Below are 18,815 nucleotides of genomic sequence, written 5' to 3'. Positions count from 1 at the left end.
CACCGCCCCCATTTCCGCTATAATCGCGCCCCTGTTTCCGCCTCTAATTTTGGGATAAATTGCATGAGCAACTCCACAGTGCGTCCGGTTCGCCGGGCCTTGATCAGCGTCTCCGATAAATCCGGCCTACTTGAATTTGCCCAAGGGCTGCACCAGCACGGTGTGGAGCTGCTCTCCACCGGCGGCACCGCCAAACTGCTGGCGGACAACAATCTGCCCGTCACCGAAGTGGCCGACTACACCGGCTTTCCTGAAATGATGGCCGGACGGGTCAAAACCCTGCACCCCAAAGTTCACGGCGGTATTTTAGGACGGCGCGGCATCGACGACGGCATCATGAACAAACACAGCATCAAACCCATCGACATGGTGGTGGTCAACCTCTACCCCTTCCGTGAAACCGTTGCCAAAGCCGACTGCACCTTAGAAGACGCGATTGAAAACATCGACATCGGTGGCCCAGCGATGGTGCGTTCGGCGGCAAAAAACCATAACGATGTGGCCATCGTCACCGATCCTGCTGACTATTCGGTGGTACTGACCGAACTGAGCGACGACGGCCTGAGCCAAACCCGCCGCTTCAAACTGGCGGTAAAAGCCTTTGAACACACCGCCGCCTACGATGGTGCTATTGCCAATTATCTCGGCTTGATCAGCGAAGATGGCAGCAAAACCGACTTCCCGCAGAGTTTGAGCCTGCAATTCAAACAGAGCCAAACCATGCGTTACGGCGAAAACCCACACCAAAAAGCGGCGCTCTATGTGGAAGCCGAGCCAGCGGAAGCCTGTGTCGCTCACGCCACGCAACTGCAAGGCAAAGAGCTCTCCTACAACAACGTCGCCGACACCGATGCCGCACTGGAGTGCGTAAAAAGTTTCAACGAAGGCCCCGCCTGTGTGATCGTCAAACACGCCAACCCCTGCGGTGTGGCGCTGGGCAACAGCCTCTTTGAAGCCTACGACTTGGCCTTCAAAACCGACCCCACCTCCGCTTTTGGTGGCATCATCGCCTTCAATCAGGAGCTTGATGCCAAAACCGCGCAAGCCATTGTGGATCGCCAATTTGTCGAGGTGATCATCGCCCCCAGCGTCAGCGCAGAAGCCGTTGAGATCATCGCCGCGAAGAAAAACCTACGCCTGCTGGCCTGCGGAGAATGGGATCGCTGTCGCACCGACGATCTGGATTTCAAACGCATCAACGGCGGCCTACTGGTTCAAGAACGCGACCACGGCATGGTGAAAGCCCATGAACTAAACGTAGTCAGCGAACGCCAACCGAGCGAAGCCGAAATAACCGACCTGATGTTCGCATGGAAAGTGGCCAAATTTGTCAAATCCAACGCCATTGTCTACTGCAAAAATGAAATGACCATCGGCGTGGGTGCCGGTCAAATGAGCCGCGTCTACTCGGCCAAAATCGCCGGGATCAAAGCCGCCGACGAACATCTGGAAGTAGCTGGCTCTGTGATGGCCTCCGATGCTTTTTTCCCTTTCCGTGACGGCATTGATGCCGCCCATGAAGCGGGCATCACCGCCGTGATCCAACCGGGCGGTTCCATGCGTGACCAAGAGGTGATCGACGCGGCCAACGAACACGGCATGACGATGCTCTTCACCGGCATGCGTCACTTCCGTCACTAAGTTGGCATCAAGCCAGCGTGCCCAGCCACTGATCTGAGAGACGCCGTAAATACATCCCTGTAGGCTCGAATGCGGCATCCCTGCCGCATTCGCTCTCAGCTCAATAACTGGACACCCTGACACTCAGTTTTCTGCCTCTACTATTTTCTCAGGAAAAAAATATGAATGTTTTAGTCATTGGCGGCGGTGGCCGCGAACACGCGCTGGCGTGGAAGCTGGCGCAATCGCCCCAAGTCAAAACGGTGTTTGTCGCCCCAGGCAACGCCGGTACCGCCCACGAAACCAAGCTGAAAAACATCAACATCGGTGCAGAAGATCTGCCCGCTCTACTCAACTTTGCCCAACAAAACAGCATTGGCCTCACCGTCGTCGGCCCCGAAGCGCCACTGGTGGCCGGTATCGTCGATCTGTTTCAGCAACACGACCTAAAAATCTTTGGCCCCACAGCGGCAGCGGCGCAACTGGAAGGCTCCAAAGCCTTCACCAAAGACTTTCTTGCGCGTCACAACATCCCCAGCGCCGCCTATCAGGTCTTCACCGAGATCGAACCGGCCATTACCTACATTGAAAAAAATGGGCGCACCCATCGTCATCAAAGCCGATGGACTGGCCGCCGGTAAAGGGGTCATCTTAGCGCAGAGCGAAACCGAAGCCGCCGAAGCCATCCGCGACATGCTGGCAGGCAACGCCTTTGGGGAAGCCGGTCATCGAGTGGTGGTAGAAGAGTTTCTGCACGGCGAAGAGGCCAGCTTTATCTGCATGGTCAACGGCACCGACGTACTGCCAATGGCTTCCAGCCAAGACCACAAAGCCCGCGACAACGGCGATCTGGGGCCCAATACCGGCGGCATGGGCGCTTACTCACCCGCTCCCGTGGTCACAGAAGAGATGCACCAGCGCATTTTAGACCAGGTGATTCAGCCCACCGTGGAAGGCATGGCTGCTGAGGGCACTCCATACAGCGGTTTTCTCTACGCAGGCGTGATGATCGACTCCGACGGCATCCCCAAAATGCTGGAGTACAACGTCCGCTTTGGCGACCCTGAAACCCAACCGATTATGATGCGCCTACAGAGCGATCTGGCCGAACTGTGTCTGGCTGCCATCAACGGCACTTTAAGCCAGCAGACGACTCAATGGGATAAGCGCAAAGCACTGGGGGTGGTGATGGCCGCTGGCGGTTATCCTGATCACTACGCCAAAGGTGAGGTGATCTCAGGTCTGGCACACGCGGACTCTGAAAACGTCAAAGTGTTTCATGCCGGAACCGCCGAGAAAGAAGGTAACGTCGTTACCAGCGGCGGACGAGTGCTCTGCGTCACTGCGCTGGGTAACAACGTCAAACAAGCCCAAACAGCAGTCTATCAGGCTTTAGATAAAATCAATTGGTCTAAGGTCTATTTCCGTACCGACATCGGCTACCGCGCCGTGCAGCGCGAAGAGAAAAAGTAACAACCCTCATAAAAGGCAGAGTTCTTCTGCCTTTTACATTTTTTCCAAAAAAAACGGCTGAAAACCAGCAAAACAACCTAATGGATACAACTTCAGTATTCTTAAAAAACCATTAATCCTTGCTCTATTTCCTCCAATCTTCCCCGTAAAAATAGACTTATTGACCCCAGATCGCTTTTTTTGCGATCCAGATCGAGTTTTAGCACAATGGGTCTTTACCTCATATTAGATAAGGCTTACATTGATACTTAACTGACTTTTAAATTTGAGCCCTTAACAAAAAGACCAACAGGGGGTTACAGCTGTCCGAGGAGGACGACTATGAGTATATCTCACCACAAGGTAAAAATAGCCATTGGATTCTTATTGAGTTTGATGTTCAGCAACAGCCAAGCTGTGCTCATGATCACCACTTACGCTGGCACCGGTACTGGCGGTTTTTCCGGCGATCAAGCAGCAGCCGCCAACGCACAACTCAACGCCCCAACGGACGTACTGGCAGACGCTTTAGGCAACCTCTATATCAGCGAACAAAACAACAATCGCATTCGTAAAGTCGATGCCAATGGTAATATCACCACCTTTGCCGGTGATGGCACAGCCGCCTTTGGCGGCGACCAATATCAAGCAATACAAGCCAGCTTTGACCAACCTGTAGCTCTGGCACTTAGCCCCAACGGCGACACACTCTATATTGCAGACAAACAGAACAACCGTATCCGCCAAATTAATTTAATGACCAATATCATTACCACCATCGCCGGCAGCGGCGTGCGAGGTTATACAGGAGATGGTGGTTTAGCTGTGGATGCCCGCCTCTCATTGCCACAAGGTTTGGCCGTAGATACCAATGGCAATATCTACATCTCCGACAGCAGCAATCAAGTGATTCGAATGCTAGAAATCAGCAGCGGCTTGATCAGCACCATCGCTGGCAACGGGCAAACGCCACTAACAAATCCCCCTCTCAACGGTGCGGACATCGGTGATGGAGCCCCCGCCATCAGCGCCAGCCTGAACAACCCTCAAGGTTTGGCCATCGACAATGCCAACAATACGCTTTACATCGCTGACAGTTCTCACTCACGGATCCGAAAAGTCGATCTCAGTAGCGGCCTGATCAGCAGTGTTATTGGTGACAACGGCCTCGGTTTTTCCTCTGGTACCCGTTTGTCTGCCGCTACGGTAAAACAGCCCTGGGGGCTGGTATTAGCAAAAAACGGCGACCTCTTTTTCAGTGATCAAAGCGCATCAGACGTGCGAGCAATCCATTTTGAAACCCAAACCGTAACCACCATTATCAGCAATGCCGATCTCAATGGCCCACAAGGCATTAACATCGACGATAACGATGCACTTTACGTTGCCGATCGGCGCAATAACCGCATCCGCACCACCGCCAATAGCAACACACCCTTAAACACCGTCACAACTAATAATGCAGCTGGCAATACCACCAACCCCAACAATCAATCCGATGTTGACAGCGGTACCGGTGGCTCAATGGGGGGGGTGGTTTCTACTCAGTTTGACTCTGCTGCGCCTCTATCGAAACGCCTAACCATACAACCAATCTATTTAACTGTTGTAGGCGGCAAACCACAGGTGCGGTACGCCGCCCGCGTGCCGCTGTAAGCAGAAACACAAAATGGGATAATAAAATTGAGCAAAATACTGCTCCAATGAATATCACTGTCGTGTAAAAACTCATTGCCATGAGGCAGATTCAACCCCGAAGTGTATAACCGCTTAAGCTGCAATTGCAGCTCTGTGTTCCGCCATTAATTTAGCGGGTGTTTTATATCCCAGTTTTTTTCTTGGTCGATCGTTTAGATTAATTATAACGGCACTTACTTCGTTTGCCGACACTTTTTTAAAGTCCGTATTCTTTGGCCAATATTGTCGCAAAAGACCGTTCGTATTTTCGTTCAATCCTCTCTGCCAAGAACAGTAGGGATCAGCAAAATAGACTTTCGCATCTAAGGCTTCGGTCATCTGTTCGTGATAAGCAAACTCTTTTCCATTGTTCGCCGTGATCGTTAAAACAACGTCCTTAAATGGCTCCAATAAATCCAGTGTGGCTGCCGTGACGGTCTTGGCTGATTTATCATCAATTCGTTTTGATACGGTAAAACGTGTCGCTCTCTCTACAATTGTCACCAACGCTCCGCTGTGGCCTTTCCCAATAACCAGATCAATTTCCCAGTCTCCTACACGACTTTTTTCATCGACTACCGCTGGCCGTTCATCAATGCTGACGCGGTTCTTTATGTAGCCACGTCCCGCTAACTTTTTACTACGAGGTTGATAAACCTTGCCTTTACGCCGCAGATGTTTGTACAGCTCGCCCCCCTCTACTTTGTCTTTCCAAACGTGTAAGTAGATGGTTTCGTAACTGAGAGACAGGCCTCGTTCCTCCAGTAACCAACCTGAAATCTGCTCTGGACTCCACTTCTCAGAAAGTTTCTCTTCCAACAACTCGATCATCTCAGGTGTCATCTGAAGGGCTTTTCTGGCCGCTTTACGCCGCTGCTCGCTTATCTCTTGAGCCTTTTTGTAGCGGTAACCACACTGACTTCGGTTGCGCCTCAGTTCTCTGCTGATGGACGGTTGGCTGATACCCACCGCATCTGCTATCCACTGCTGTGTCATTCCGCTTTTCTTTAGCGCGTAAATCTGGCATCGTTGTTCTGTGGTCAGTTGTTTGTAGGTTCTCATCGTTGCATCTCTTGTCCGGAGAAAAAGCGGGAAGCCTACAGGCTGCTGGCCACTTTTTCTATCTCGTCAAGTTATGCACTTATTGGTTGAATCCAAGTGGTTAAGAATGCGATCATTTTCAGAATAATCCACCGGCACCTCAATCAAATGCACGCCTCCCTGAGTAAAACAGGCTTCTAATAACTCACTGAGTTCTGTCGCCGACGTAAGCCGATGGCCGTGCGCTCCGTAACTTTTGGCGTAGAGAGGAAAATCAGGGTTGCCGTAATCAAGACCAAAGTCATTAAACCCCATATTGGCTTGTTTCCACTTAATCATGCCGTAGGCGTTGTCTCGCAGCACCAGCACCAGCAGATCTAATTTAAGCCGCACGGCGGTCTCCAGCCATGTGCGGACAGAGGAGCGCTGTTGAAATTGATCAGCTCCTTTAAGAGCCGCGAGAAGGGTTTCTTGCACTATATCTTCAGCGTGATGCTGATCATGAAAATGGGTGTAAGCGTAAGCGTAGAGGGCGGAGCCGTGTTCCTCCAGCCACTCTTCAGAGATGCTGGAGGCTCCTAGCAGGAGAGGTTAAAAGACGGGTCTAACGTTTCATCGCGGCAAAAAATTCATCGTTGGTTTTGGTGTGCTGCAAACGCCCCAAGAGAAATTCCATCGCTTCGGTCTCACCCATTGGATGAAGAAATTTACGCAAAATCCACGTCTTTTGCAGTGACTCTTGATCCATCATCAGCTCTTCACGACGAGTACCGGAACGGTTCACATTGATCGCAGGAAAGACGCGCTTCTCTGCGATACGGCGATCCAGATGCAGCTCCATATTACCGGTGCCTTTAAACTCTTCGTAGATCACTTCATCCATTTTGGAGCCGGTATCAATCAGTGCGGTAGCGATAATGGTCAAGCTGCCACCCTCTTCGATGTTACGCGCCGCACCAAAAAAGCGTTTCGGACGATGCAGTGCGTTGGCATCCACACCACCGGTCAACACTTTACCCGAGGAGGGAATCACGGTGTTGTACGCCCGTGCCAGACGAGTAATAGAATCGAGCAAAATCACCACATCTTTACGATGCTCCACCAGACGTTTGGCTTTTTCGATCACCATCTCAGCCACTTGAACGTGACGGCTGGCCGGTTCATCAAAGGTACTGGAGACCACTTCACCGCGCACCATGCGCTTCATCTCCGTCACCTCTTCTGGGCGCTCGTCGATCAACAAAACGATCAGATAACTGTCGGGATGATTAGCAGCGATGCTTTGAGCGATGTTCTGCATCATCATCGTCTTACCCGCTTTCGGTGGCGAAACAATCAGGCCACGCTGACCTTTACCGATAGGGGAAGCGATGTCGATCACCCGCGCGGTGATGTCTTCGGTACTGCCGTTGCCACGTTCCATAAGAAAACGATCTGTGGCGTGCAACGGGGTCAAGTTTTCAAACAAGACTTTATTACGCGACTCTTCAGGGCGACCAAAATTGATCTGATCCACCTTCAGTAGAGCAAAATAACGCTCACCGTCTTTGGGCGGACGAATTTTACCGGTAATGCTATCGCCGGTACGCAAATTAAAGCGCCGAATCTGGCTCGGCGAGACATAAATATCATCGGGACCGGCAAGATAAGAGCTGTCCGCCGAACGCAGAAAGCCGAAGCCGTCTTGCAAAATCTCCAAAACACCGCCACCGAAAATATCCTCGCCTTTTTTAGCGCGCGCTTTGAGGATCGAGAAAACAACGTCCTGCTTACGCGAGCGGGCCATATTTTCAATGTTCATGGATTGAGCAATTTCAATCAGTTCAGATGCAGGTTTATTTTTAAGTTCGCTTAGATTCATGGAATTCATCGCACAATAATAGAGAGGAAGATCAAAATAGGAGGGGTGGCAAACGGCATCAGCCGACGCGCTGTCTGTTGTCCAGTGATGATGTTAGGGAAAACCCAATAAAATAGGTCAGGGAGACTAAAATTCGGGGAAACGTTCCGTGGAACGATAACACAGATAAAAAAACAGATCCACCCGTAAATGAAAAACAGTGTTGGAGCATCACTTCGTCCTTGAATCGCTCAATCTTAACAACCCAACAAGGCTATTAAGACAACGTTTTTTAGTAACAAAACGCCAAGCCGTCAGACGTTGCTGTCAATAAAGGCGGTCAACTGAGACTTTGATAAGGCACCCACTTTGGTCGCTTCAACAGCCCCATCTTTGAAAATCATCAAGGTTGGGATACCACGAATACCGTATTTTGGTGGCGTTGCTGGATTTTCGTCGATGTTCAGTTTGGAAATTTTCAACTTGCCTGCGTACTCGCCAACCAACTCTTCCAAGATCGGCGCAATCATCTTGCAAGGTCCACACCAGTCAGCCCAATAATCAACCAACACCGGCAGCTCCGATTTCAACACCTCAGTTTCAAAGCTGTCGTCACTCAAAGCAATGATTTCTCCACTCACAACACAAACCTCCAAAAAAAGTAAAAACCGATCACTGTCTCTGCAAAACAGAGGCAAAGACAAAAATCAAAGTGAGCCGATTATGCCACGCTTTTTCACTTAGGTCGCCCTTCATCCACAGTCAAACGACAAACGCGCCCCGAGCGTTGACGACACCCCACTCACGATTAGGAATTTTAATATAGCACACTTAAAACGATCACGTTAGAAGGCCACCTCACTTTAAGGTATGCTGATCCATCATGAAAACAGATCGCCTCAGTCTCCCCCATCAAGCACAAAGCTTGCCCTACTTCTTATGCCCCTGACTCCCGCCGCCACTCGACAAATAAAACACCAACGTCGCATCACATGCGACGGCTTTTTGCGGGAAGACGGTCTGTGGGATATTGAAGCCCACCTGACTGACTGCAAATCCTATACGTTTGCCAACCGTTATCGCGGCGAAATTCAAGCGGGAGAATTCCTGCATAATATGAGCCTGCGCCTAACCCTTGATGACAACCTCTTGATTCATAAAATAGAAGCGGTTACCGACGACGCTCCCTTTGCCAGCTGCCCTGAAGTGGAGCAGCGTTTTCAGGCTTTACAAGGTAAACGCATTATTCCAGGCTGGCGACGACAAGTACAAAAACACCTCGGCGGGGTCAAAGGCTGCACCCACTTAGTCGATCTGCTTTCGGTCGCCGCCACCATCGCTTATCAAACGGTGCAACCTAAAGCACCACAAAACAACAATCCGCCCGCCCTGCTCAACAGTTGTCACGCCTTTTCTGCCAATAGCGAAGTAGTAAAGGTGCAGTGGCCTGAGCATTACCGCGCCAAAAAGACACCCTAAAAATCCAGCGTGAACCTTCGCACGCAACGTGCATCAAAGCTCGCAATACCCGACCATCACCTTTATAAAAGGCAAAACCATGCCCGAAACATCGAAAAAATCATCCATCAAAAAAACCCTGCTGATGCTGCTGTTACTGACTTTAATCAGCGCCTTTTTCTTTTTCGACCTACAAAACGTGCTTAATTTAGAAAATTTAAAAACCCAACAACAACATTTTTCCGACTACTACCAACAACATCAAATCCTGACCCTAAGCATTTTCTTTCTGACCTACGTTGCCGTCACCGCCCTCTCTCTGCCTGTGGCCACGCCCTTAACCTTAATGGGCGGCGCACTGTTTGGCGTTGCCACCGGCAGCATTTTAATCTCCTTTGCCAGCACCTCTGGGTGCAACCTGCGCATTTTGGGTATCGCGTTTTTTGTTTCAAGACAGCATCGAAAAACGCTTCCCGACACAGGCGAAAAAAATCAATGCAGGTATTGAAAAAGAGGGTGCTTTTTACCTCTTCTCGCTGCGCCTCGTTCCACTGGTGCCCTTTTTTCTGCTCAACTTGGTCATGGGTCTAAGCAAAATGGCCAGCTGGAAATACTACCTCACCAGTCAATTGGGCATGTTACCGGCCACCATCGTCTATGTGAACGCCGGTACCCAGCTGGGGCAGATCAACAACCCTGCTGACATTCTCTCCGCCGAACTGCTGTTATCTTTTATTGCCTTGGCGCTGTTTCCCTTTATCAGCAAAACGTTGCTGAATCGCTGGAAAACCTCACGCCTGTTACGCAGCTATCCAAAACCAAAAAAATTCGACTACAACCTGATTGTCATCGGTGCTGGCGCGGCAGGTCTGGTCAGCACCTACATCGCCCGTGCGGTACGCGCCAAAGTGCTGCTGATCGAAAAAGATAAAATGGGCGGCGACTGCCTCAATACCGGTTGCGTGCCAAGCAAAGCACTGATTCGTTCAGCTAAAATGGTCTCTTACGCCAAACGGGGTGAAGAATTTGGTCTCAAGCCACACGCAACCGATTTTCAATTTAGCGAGGTAATGCAGCGCGTCCACAATATTATAAAAAAAATCGAGCCTCACGACTCCATCGAACGCTACCAAGCCCTTGGCGCTGAGATTAAACAAGGTGAGGCCAAAATCAGCTCCCCCTACACCGTCGAAGTCAACGGCAAGACCTTCAGCGCTCGTAATATTATTATTGCCACGGGCGCACGCCCCTTGGTACCCAATATTGCTGGGCTAAGTAAAGTAGATTATTTAACCTCCGACACGCTGTGGAAAATCACTGAACTGCCCAAACGACTGCTTATTTTAGGTGGCGGCCCCATCAGTTGCGAACTCAGTCAAGCCTTTGCTCGCCTCGGCTCCCAGGTCACTCAAGTGCAACGCAGCGCCCGATTGATGCGCAATGAAGACCCAGAGGTCTCCGAACTGGTGGAGCAGAAATTTAAACAAGAAGGCATTCGAGTATTAACCAACCACCAAATTCACAGCATTAGCCAAGAAAATGGCGAAAAAATCGCCTTCTGTCAACACGAGGGAAAAACGGTAAAAATTGCCTTTGATCAGATTGTAGTCGCCTACGGCAGGAGCGCCAATACCGACGGATTTGGCCTGCACGAGCTGAAGATCGAACTGGCTGACAACGGCACCATTAAGACCAACGGTTTTTTACAGACCAACATCCCGACCATTTACTGCGCGGGCGATTGTACTGGCCCCTATCAGTTCACTCACACCGCCGCTCATCAAGCGTGGTACAGCGCGGTCAACAGCCTCTTCTCGGGCATTAAACGCTTTCAGGTGGATTACCGCGTCATTCCGTGGGCGACCTTTGTTGATCCTGAAGTCGCTCGGGTAGGTCTGAATGAACAGGAGGCAAAACAGCAGAATATCGCTTATGAGGTGACTCGTTATGAACTGGACGATCTGGATCGTGCCATTGCCGACAGCGAAACGTCTGGTTTTGTCAAAGTCCTGACCTCACCCAACAGCGATAAAATCTTGGGCGTGACCATCGTTGGCACCCATGCAGGGGAATTAATCAGTGAATATGTCTTGGCGATGAAACACAATTTAGGTTTGAATAAAATCCTCGGCACCATCCATATTTATCCGACCCTCAGCGAGGCCAACAAATACGCAGCGGGAATTTGGAAAAAAAATCACGCCCCAGAAAACGTGCTAAATTGGTTGGAGAAGTTTCACGCTTGGCGTTTGGGCTAATATTCAAATTCTTCACAAAAAAAGGCGCTGCTTTTTCAAGCAGCGCCTTTTTTACAATCAATCAATATCAAAACGTAATCAATACGCCCAAGGCATAAAGCTGCCGACACCGTTCATCACCGGTGACATATTACGATTCATCTGATTCATATCTCGACTCATGGTTTTGGTGCTGTCAGACATTTCACGAGTATCTTTGCTCATGTTGCCCACTTCGCCGCTCATGGTTTTAACCTCTTGGGTCATCGCAATCACGGAATGGTTCATTTGTGCCATATTTTGGCTCATCGTAGCAACATCACCACTCATTAGCTTCACACTTTCCGCCATCGTCGCCATAGTGCTCATGGTTTTTTCCATTTTGTGCATGTCTTTGGACATGCTCAACATGGCGTTATTCATCACATAAACCGTGTAGCCCAAATAAAACAAGCCAAACACACCAATGACAATCGCTGGAATGCCGTACCATTTTGTCTTTTTCGCCGCTTGCTGATTCTGTCGATCAATTAATTTCGACTGTTGCTGATAATCTTGACGAGTATCTTCACGGGACTGATGCAACGCCTTAGCCAACTCTTCTAAAGATTGACTGCGTTTCTTCTCATGATCATCTGAAATTTTATTCAGCGTGTTAATCGAAGTGGAAACACTCTCAGCAAAATGACGCACACCTTCGTTCTGTACTTTCTGCGTCTCTTGGGACTCTTTTAGCAGCGTTTCCACTGAGCTTTTCAAACCATCAACGGTTTTTTCCAAGCCTTTCTGCTGCGACTCAAAACGAACATCACTTTGCTCTTTCACTTTGCTCAGAGATTCCGTTACGTCACGGAATAACTTCTCATTCTGGCCATCCCGTGCCTGTAGATCTTTTTGGATGACTTGGAATGTTCCTTGAATCGCTCCAAGTGCATCCGCAACCAATGTTTCACCGCCCACGCTGGCGCTGGTTTTTTTTAGACGCGACTTTTTTTAGCCGTCTGTTTTGCAACTGTACGTTTTTCCTGCTTCTTAGGTGCAGGTTTACCTTTATTATTATCACTCATAACTCACCTTATTTTTGTGTAGAACAGGGAAACAATCGCCAAGAAGTATACCAACAAACATAAGAAATTCCTGTTTTTCTAATACATCCAGAAGAGACAAACGTGAAGCGGATCAAAAAAACAGGTTTTCCTCGCACAACAAGACCGACTTCAGCACACCGTCATCATGAAATCATTCAGGCAAAACCATACTCGCTCTTCTCACTGCCCGCTTCTCAAGGTAAGATCCCCTTCCCCAAATGAAAAACAGAAAAATGCGATGAAGCGTGGTCATTTAGCAAAGATGCAGAGCAAACTCAGCTCCCCAGTCCATTACCATCTGCCCCTTGGTGAACAGACGATTGACCTCAAACCATTGATCGGTCAGAGCCTCAAGCTGCAACACAACGAGGGACTGATCAACTGCACCGCCTGTGGGCGTAAAACAAAAAAAAGCTACAGCCAAGGCCACTGCTACCCCTGCATGAAACGTCTGGCACGTTGCGATCTGTGCATCGTCAAACCGGAACGCTGCCACTACGCCCAAGGCAGCTGTCGCGAACCGCAGTGGGGCGAATCCTTCTGCCTGCAAGATCACATCGTCTACTTGGCCAACAGTTCCGGCCTTAAAGTTGGCATCACCCGTCAGACCCAGATCCCCACCCGCTGGATCGACCAAGGTGCCTCGCAAGCACTGCCGATTATGCGCGTCACACAGCGATTGCACTCCGGCCTGGTTGAGGTCATATTTAAAGAGCACATCGCGGATAAAACCGACTGGCGCAAAATGCTCAAAAACGAACGCCCCGAAGTGAATCTGATCCAGCGTCGTGACGAACTGCTCAATATTCTCGCACCCCAGCTGCAACAGTTACGCGATGAACTGCATGACCCAATTACGATCTTAGACGACGCCAAGGTGGTCGATATTAATTACCCCGTACTGGAATACCCCACCAAAGATCAAAGCGCATAACTTTGATAAAACCCCCACCGTTGAAGGCACCTTGATGGGCATCAAAGGCCAATATCTGATTTTTGATACCGGTGTACTCAACATTCGAAAATTCAGCGGTTATCATGTCACTTTGAGCCTATCCCCCACCTTACTTTAGATCGAAAAAACTATGCTAACCTTCCCCAATATCGACCCTGTCGCCCTCTCTCTCGGGCCACTCCAAATTCACTGGTATGGCCTAATGTATCTGCTTGGTTTTCTGGCCGCCTGGTGGCTTATGAAACGCCGCGCCCAAACCCATTCCGTTTGGAATGAAGAGCGCGTCGGCGACTTTATCTTCTACGGCGCACTGGGGGTGGTGCTCGGTGGGCGCATCGGTTATGTATTATTTTATAATTTTGATGCCTTTTTAAACGACCCGCTGATGCTGCTGCGCATCTGGCAAGGCGGCATGGCCTTTCATGGCGGTCTGATCGGCGTGATCATCGCCATGTGGCTCTACGGACGTAAAATCGGCCAGAGCTTTTTTCAGGTGGCCGATTTTGTCGCCCCCGCTGTCCCCATTGGTTTGGGTGCGGGGCGCATCGCCAACTTTATTAACGGCGAGCTGTGGGGACGGGTCAGTGATGTGCCGTGGGCAATGGTTTTCCCCACTGGCGGGCCGCTGCCACGTCACCCCTCACAGCTCTATCAAGCTTTTTTAGAGGGCATCGTCTTTTTCAGCGTGCTCTGGATCTACTCGAAAAAACCACGACCCACGATGGCGGTTTCTGGGCTGTTTATGCTCTTTTACGGCCTTTATCGTTTTGGCATCGAGTTTGTACGCCAACCCGATGCCCACCTTGGCTTTATCGCCTGGGGTTGGCTGACCAAAGGTCAACTGCTCAGTTTCCCGATGATTTTAATCGGCCTCGGTTTAATGCTCTGGGCGTATAAAAAACAACCTAAAACCAGCAACGCATAAGGCAGTCACATGCAGCAATACCACGACCTCATCTCCCATCTGTTCGTCAACGGCACCCAAAAAGGCGACCGCACCGGCACCGGCACCCTCTCCACCTTTGGTTATCAGATGCGTTTTGATCTGGCCGCCGGTTTTCCCCTGCTGACCACCAAAAAACTGCACCTACGCTCCATCATTCACGAACTGCTCTGGTTTCTTAGAGGCGACACCAACATCGCCTACCTAAAAGAGAACGGTGTACGCATTTGGGATGAGTGGGCCGATGAAAACGGCGATCTAGGCCCTGTTTATGGCCATCAATGGCGCAGCTGGCCGACCCCTGAGGGCGGCTGTATTGATCAAATAAGCCAAGTGATCAAACAGATAAAAAACAACCCAAACTCACGCCGTTTGATGGTCACCGCGTGGAATCCCAGCGACGTGGAGAAGATGGCTCTGCCGCCGTGTCATGCGCTGTTTCAGTTTTATGTGGCTGACGGCAGGCTCTCCTGTCAGCTCTACCAGCGCAGCGCCGATGTCTTTTTAGGTGTGCCGTTCAACATCGCCTCTTACGCGCTGCTGACCCAGATGATAGCTCAGGTTACGGGCTTAGAAGTAGGGGAGTTTGTGCATACCTTGGGGGATGCTCACCTCTACCTCAACCATCTGGAGCAGGCCGAGCTACAGATGAACCGCCCACTGCGTCCACTGCCCACCATGAAGCTCAACCCTGAAATCAACACCCTGTTTGATTTTAAATTTGCAGACTTTGAGCTGTGTGATTATGATCCCCACCCCTCCATCAAGGCTCCGATTGCGGTATGAAATTTGAGTGGGATCACAAAAAAGAGCAGGCCAACATTCAAAAACACGCCATCTCATTCGAACAAGCAGCCTATGTATTTTCTGACCCCTATGCGCTAAATCAATACGACAGCCCTCATTCAGACTCAGAGGATCGCTGGCTGCTGCTTGGCAAAGCCATGAATGAAGTTATACTGGTGGTGGTTCATACCCTAAGAGATCAAAACAGCTGAGAGTTTATTCGAATTAGCAGCGCAAGAAAAGCCACAAAGAATGAACAAATCGCATACCAAAAGAGAAGGCCATAATGAAAGACGAATACGATTTTTCAAACGCAGAACAAGGAAAATTCTATCGACCCATCGAAGAGCTAGACCTTCCTATCTACCTCGAACCAGAGGTGAAAGACTTTTTTATCAAAACATTACGCAATCAAAGATCCGCCTTTTCTCTCACTGAAATCGTAAATGCACTGCTTAAAAAAGACATAGAAATTTCCAATAAAATTACAAATTCATAAGTATGAAACTCTCCATTATCGCGGCCATGGATCGCAACCGTCTGATTGGCAATAACAATCAACTGCCTTGGCATCTGCCCGCCGATCTACAGTTTTTCAAAAAAACCACCTTGGGCAAACCGATCATTATGGGGCGTAAAACCTTCGACTCCATTGGCCGTCCTCTGCCCGGACGACGCAATATTATTATCAGCCGTAATTTAGACTACCAAGCCAACGGCTGCGACGTTGTTCACAGCATTGAAGCGGCCTTAGAATTGGTTCACGAATGTGAAGAGGCGATGTTAATTGGCGGTGCGACGCTTTATCGACACATACTGCCACTGACGCAGAAACTCTATTTAACCCAGATTGATGCCGAGCTGAACGGCGACAGTTGGTTTCCTGAATACGAAGCAGAACAGTGGCGTGAAACCAGCCGAGAGGCACATCAAGCCGATGAGAAAAACCGCTTTAATTACGCCTTCGTGATCTTAGAACGAACGCGCTGATCACAACTCAACGCTCATAAAAAAAGTACTTTCTCACTAAAACATTCTGCTGAATATCTGTCAGTTCCACTTTCCAATCGCCAATCCAACTGGGGTGCATCTGTTTATAGGTGAGTACTTGGAAACGCTTTGCATCCACATGAAACTCCTCTTCCTTGATGTGTTTGCCCATAAAATACCAGTCTAGGGTAATGTCCTGCCCCTTGTAGTTGTAAAGCTCCGCCACAAAGGCAATCTCTTTCACATCCTGATGAAAGACCATTTCATGGCTCTTTTTTCCAGTGGTGATTTCACTCTCTGCGATAAAATAGGCCTCTACGCGACGAGTTTTCTCCATAACCGAAGATGAACCTTCATAACGACTGAGGTTATCATCACCATCTTCAGCCGTATAACCGTCTGCCCAAGAGAAACCACTCCACAACAGAGCAAACCCAAAAAATAACACCCTCATACCCACGCCTCAGTGAACTTGACTAACGATTGTTAATGTTGCCCAGCGTCTCTAAAAGATAGTGGCTGGCCGAACGCTGTGCTTGCGGGGGCTTGAGGCGAGAAACATAATCCAACACCGCAAAAACATCCTCATCACTCATCCCTTTAGCAATTTTTTCCATTTTTGGATGACCATTACCTCTCTCTCCTGATCTTACCGCTTTAAACTGCCTCAACATATAACGATAATGCTGGGAACGCAGCAGAGGGTAGCTCTTCTTCGAGTTACCTTCCGCGTACTTTCCATGGCAATCAGCACAGTGTTTTTCATATATTTTACCGCCCCTTTCAGTATCTAAACCTCGCCCTAAGCCGTTATCCGGCGACATCGGTAAGGTTTGCACATAGGCGACCATATCTGCCAAAGCTTGGGGAGACTGCAACGCTTTTTCATCTAAGACCTCTTCCATCTCCGATTTTTTACGCTTACCATTGCGCATATCCAACAGTTGTTTTAATATCACCGAACGATGCTGACCGGCCACCACAGGAAACTCCCCATCAGGAGACCCCCAGCCCTCTAATTCATGACACTCAAAACAGTACTTTTCATACAAACGAAAACCATTATCGACATCAGGCTTCAGCGCCAACAACGTGACCTCATCCGCCGAACTGTTCTCCCAACCCGCGTGTACTGCTCCAACATTCAACAAAACAAAACCCGCTAACCACACTGCAAAAACACCTGCACCACGCATAACAACTCCCTTACCGTTGAATCAGCTAAAAACGGCCTAACGGCTTATTGTTCAAATATACGATCAGATTAACTTATCTTTCCTAAAGATATCTAATCTAAAATCACAAATAAGCAAACAATCAAAAAAAATGCCCCTTTTGGGGCATTCTTAATGCTTATTCATCGACGAACGGCTTAACTGCTGGCAAAGTCATCAATACACCCTTCCACAAACGCTTTCAAATTCTTACCCTGCCAACCTTCTGCACTGCCCTCAGCTTCGCAGCCTTTAATCACATCCGCATCCACTCTGTCCGCTCCTTCATATTCAACCGCCAACACCGCTCCAGAAAACCACAACAACAGCGCCACGAAACCCACCTTGGTTTTGAACATCCTATTTTACTCCATTAAACGCGAAAGTTAGAATATCAACAAGTACTAATAAATAGGCGCACATTATACCGCAACAAATGCTCAAAAAATGACCATAAAATAATCTAAAACCCCAAAAGAGTCGAAATTTTAAGATTTTTAAAAGAAACACCCATAAAAAAGCCCTATATAAAATAGGGCTTTTTTTGCTCATCCGAATGGCTTAATGAGCTTTAAACTGATCCATCACACTGGAGAAATTCCACTCCGCTGCTCGTTTACTCTTAGCTGGCTTAATCCGAGAAATATAATCCAGTACCCCGCGTGCATCTTCATCACTCAAATTTTGAATCACCGCCGTCATAGCAGGATCTGAATTACCCCGATGTCCTGCTTTAATCGCCATAAATTGTGTGAGCATATAACCATAATGCTGAGATTTCAAAAGAGGAACCACTGCCTTAGCATTCCCTTCCGCATGTTTGCCATGACAAGCCATACAGGTTTTTTTATAGATTTCTCCCCCACGCATCACATCCTCATCTTTACCCTTACCATTTTCGGTTGTCATGGGAAGGGCTGAAACGTAAGCCGCTACATCTGCAAAGTCTTGTGGCGACTGAAGCACCTTCTTTGAAAACACCTCCTCCATCATAGGCAGATTGACTCTTTTTCCATCCCTCATATCCAGCAGCTGCTTCACTAATACGGATTGATGCTGACCCGCCAACTGAGGAAAATCACCACCATAGATGGATCCCCACCCCTCCACCTCATGGCACATAACACAATTTTTTTCATACAATTTAAGCCCATTCTCCAGATTAGGCTTTAAAGCCAAAATCCGAGCACTCTCTGTACTGACTCCCTCCCAAACACCCGCTTGTAACACAGCAGATTGAAGTAATAAAACACCTAAAAATACTCTAACCATTTCTCTGAATGTCACCACGCGCATTTGATACACCTTATTATCATGAAAAATATAACACCTAAAATCCGTGGCAAAACATAACAAAAGCCTTCTTAACGTTGCATCTCTTGTCCGGAGAAAAAGCGGGAAGCCTACAGGAAGATGTAGCAACAACTTTAGAATTAGCTCCTAATCTTTGACCAGATTTACTTGACCACCACACTTTTTTTAGTGGTATGGATCACAAAATTCTACGCCGACTA

At 48.9% G+C, this 18,815-nt stretch carries 17 protein-coding genes and 3 pseudogenes; 11 read left to right on the top strand and 9 right to left on the bottom strand.

From position 1 onward, the window contains the following. The first annotated feature begins 63 nt into the window (after window positions 1–63). From purH to Q9O24_12490, 3 genes and pseudogenes are all read left to right on the top strand, one after another. Entirely contained in the window at window positions 64–1,641 is a 1,578-nt protein-coding gene (gene purH / locus Q9O24_12500) for a bifunctional phosphoribosylaminoimidazolecarboxamide formyltransferase/IMP cyclohydrolase (protein MDQ7075934.1), read from the top strand. Window positions 1,642–1,802: 161 nt separating this feature from the next. After that, window positions 1,803–3,093 (top strand): annotated as a pseudogene (purD, locus tag Q9O24_12495) (phosphoribosylamine--glycine ligase). 321 nt (window positions 3,094–3,414) lie between these two features. Then, window positions 3,415–4,728 (top strand): SMP-30/gluconolactonase/LRE family protein, encoded by a 1,314-nt coding sequence (locus tag Q9O24_12490; protein ID MDQ7075933.1) that lies wholly within the window; start codon window positions 3,415–3,417, stop codon window positions 4,726–4,728. A 114-nt stretch (window positions 4,729–4,842) separates the two neighbouring features. On the opposite strand, the gene Q9O24_12485 is transcribed toward Q9O24_12490, so the two are convergent. From Q9O24_12485 to trxA, 4 genes are all read right to left on the bottom strand, one after another. Then, complete coding sequence (locus tag Q9O24_12485) at window positions 4,843–5,811, bottom strand: IS30 family transposase (protein ID MDQ7075932.1); 969 nt, start codon at window positions 5,809–5,811, stop codon at window positions 4,843–4,845. Between the two features lie 66 nt (window positions 5,812–5,877). Next, entirely contained in the window at window positions 5,878–6,342 is a 465-nt protein-coding gene (locus Q9O24_12480) for a thiamine pyrophosphate-dependent enzyme (protein ID MDQ7075931.1), read from the bottom strand. Between the two features lie 52 nt (window positions 6,343–6,394). Next, window positions 6,395–7,651, bottom strand: coding sequence for a transcription termination factor Rho (gene rho, locus Q9O24_12475; protein ID MDQ7075930.1), 1,257 nt, complete (start codon window positions 7,649–7,651; stop codon window positions 6,395–6,397). A gap of 293 nt (window positions 7,652–7,944) precedes the next feature. After that, window positions 7,945–8,271 (bottom strand): thioredoxin TrxA, encoded by a 327-nt coding sequence (gene trxA, locus Q9O24_12470; GenBank protein MDQ7075929.1) that lies wholly within the window; start codon window positions 8,269–8,271, stop codon window positions 7,945–7,947. A gap of 298 nt (window positions 8,272–8,569) precedes the next feature. On the opposite strand from trxA, the gene Q9O24_12465 reads away from it, so the two are divergent. Together Q9O24_12465 and Q9O24_12460 are read left to right on the top strand one after the other, a co-directional pair. After that, complete coding sequence (locus Q9O24_12465) at window positions 8,570–9,109, top strand: DUF2889 domain-containing protein (protein MDQ7075928.1); 540 nt, start codon at window positions 8,570–8,572, stop codon at window positions 9,107–9,109. A gap of 79 nt (window positions 9,110–9,188) precedes the next feature. Next, a pseudogene (locus Q9O24_12460) lies at window positions 9,189–11,346 on the top strand (FAD-dependent oxidoreductase). 78 nt (window positions 11,347–11,424) lie between these two features. Here Q9O24_12460 and Q9O24_12455 read toward each other — a convergent pair. Continuing rightward, on the bottom strand, window positions 11,425–12,285 hold the full coding sequence (locus Q9O24_12455; GenBank protein ID MDQ7075927.1) for a hypothetical protein: 861 nt from the start codon (window positions 12,283–12,285) through the stop codon (window positions 11,425–11,427). Between the two features lie 366 nt (window positions 12,286–12,651). Here Q9O24_12455 and Q9O24_12450 point away from each other — a divergent pair. The 6 genes and pseudogenes from Q9O24_12450 to folA all read left to right on the top strand — a co-directional run bounded on the left by Q9O24_12450 (window position 12,652) and on the right by folA (window position 16,087). Continuing rightward, window positions 12,652–13,486 (top strand): annotated as a pseudogene (locus Q9O24_12450) (DUF2797 domain-containing protein). A gap of 12 nt (window positions 13,487–13,498) precedes the next feature. After that, entirely contained in the window at window positions 13,499–14,293 is a 795-nt protein-coding gene (gene lgt, locus Q9O24_12445; GenBank protein ID MDQ7075926.1) for a prolipoprotein diacylglyceryl transferase, read from the top strand. A gap of 9 nt (window positions 14,294–14,302) precedes the next feature. After that, window positions 14,303–15,097 (top strand): thymidylate synthase, encoded by a 795-nt coding sequence (locus Q9O24_12440; GenBank protein MDQ7075925.1) that lies wholly within the window; start codon window positions 14,303–14,305, stop codon window positions 15,095–15,097. Then, window positions 15,094–15,309, top strand: coding sequence for a BrnT family toxin (locus Q9O24_12435; protein MDQ7075924.1), 216 nt, complete (start codon window positions 15,094–15,096; stop codon window positions 15,307–15,309). The genes Q9O24_12440 and Q9O24_12435 overlap by 4 nt, the downstream gene beginning before the upstream one ends. A gap of 74 nt (window positions 15,310–15,383) precedes the next feature. Next, window positions 15,384–15,596, top strand: a complete 213-nt coding sequence (locus Q9O24_12430) for a hypothetical protein (protein ID MDQ7075923.1) — start codon at window positions 15,384–15,386, stop codon at window positions 15,594–15,596. A gap of 2 nt (window positions 15,597–15,598) precedes the next feature. Beyond that, window positions 15,599–16,087 (top strand): type 3 dihydrofolate reductase, encoded by a 489-nt coding sequence (gene folA / locus Q9O24_12425; GenBank protein ID MDQ7075922.1) that lies wholly within the window; start codon window positions 15,599–15,601, stop codon window positions 16,085–16,087. Window positions 16,088–16,094: 7 nt separating this feature from the next. On the opposite strand, the gene Q9O24_12420 is transcribed toward folA, so the two are convergent. The 4 genes from Q9O24_12420 to Q9O24_12405 all read right to left on the bottom strand — a co-directional run bounded on the left by Q9O24_12420 (window position 16,095) and on the right by Q9O24_12405 (window position 18,597). Further along, window positions 16,095–16,541: a DUF2914 domain-containing protein gene (locus Q9O24_12420; protein MDQ7075921.1), complete on the bottom strand. Its 447-nt coding sequence runs from the start codon at window positions 16,539–16,541 to the stop codon at window positions 16,095–16,097. A 22-nt stretch (window positions 16,542–16,563) separates the two neighbouring features. Beyond that, the gene (locus Q9O24_12415) at window positions 16,564–17,283 is read right to left on the bottom strand and encodes a c-type cytochrome (protein ID MDQ7075920.1); all 720 of its coding nucleotides are present in this window, start codon (window positions 17,281–17,283) and stop codon (window positions 16,564–16,566) included. Window positions 17,284–17,459: 176 nt separating this feature from the next. Continuing rightward, window positions 17,460–17,660, bottom strand: a complete 201-nt coding sequence (locus tag Q9O24_12410; GenBank protein MDQ7075919.1) for a hypothetical protein — start codon at window positions 17,658–17,660, stop codon at window positions 17,460–17,462. 202 nt (window positions 17,661–17,862) lie between these two features. Then, window positions 17,863–18,597 carry a c-type cytochrome gene (locus Q9O24_12405; GenBank protein ID MDQ7075918.1) on the bottom strand — a complete coding sequence of 245 codons (735 nt, stop codon included), beginning with the start codon at window positions 18,595–18,597 and terminating at the stop codon, window positions 17,863–17,865. Window positions 18,598–18,815: the final 218 nt, after the last annotated feature.

The organism is Gammaproteobacteria bacterium (assembly GCA_030949385.1).
In the GTDB taxonomy this organism is placed as follows: domain Bacteria; phylum Pseudomonadota; class Gammaproteobacteria; order JAUZRS01; family JAUZRS01; genus JAUZRS01.
The sequence above is the reverse complement of the archived record's forward strand: the minus strand, read 5'-3'. Positions and strand labels throughout refer to the sequence as shown.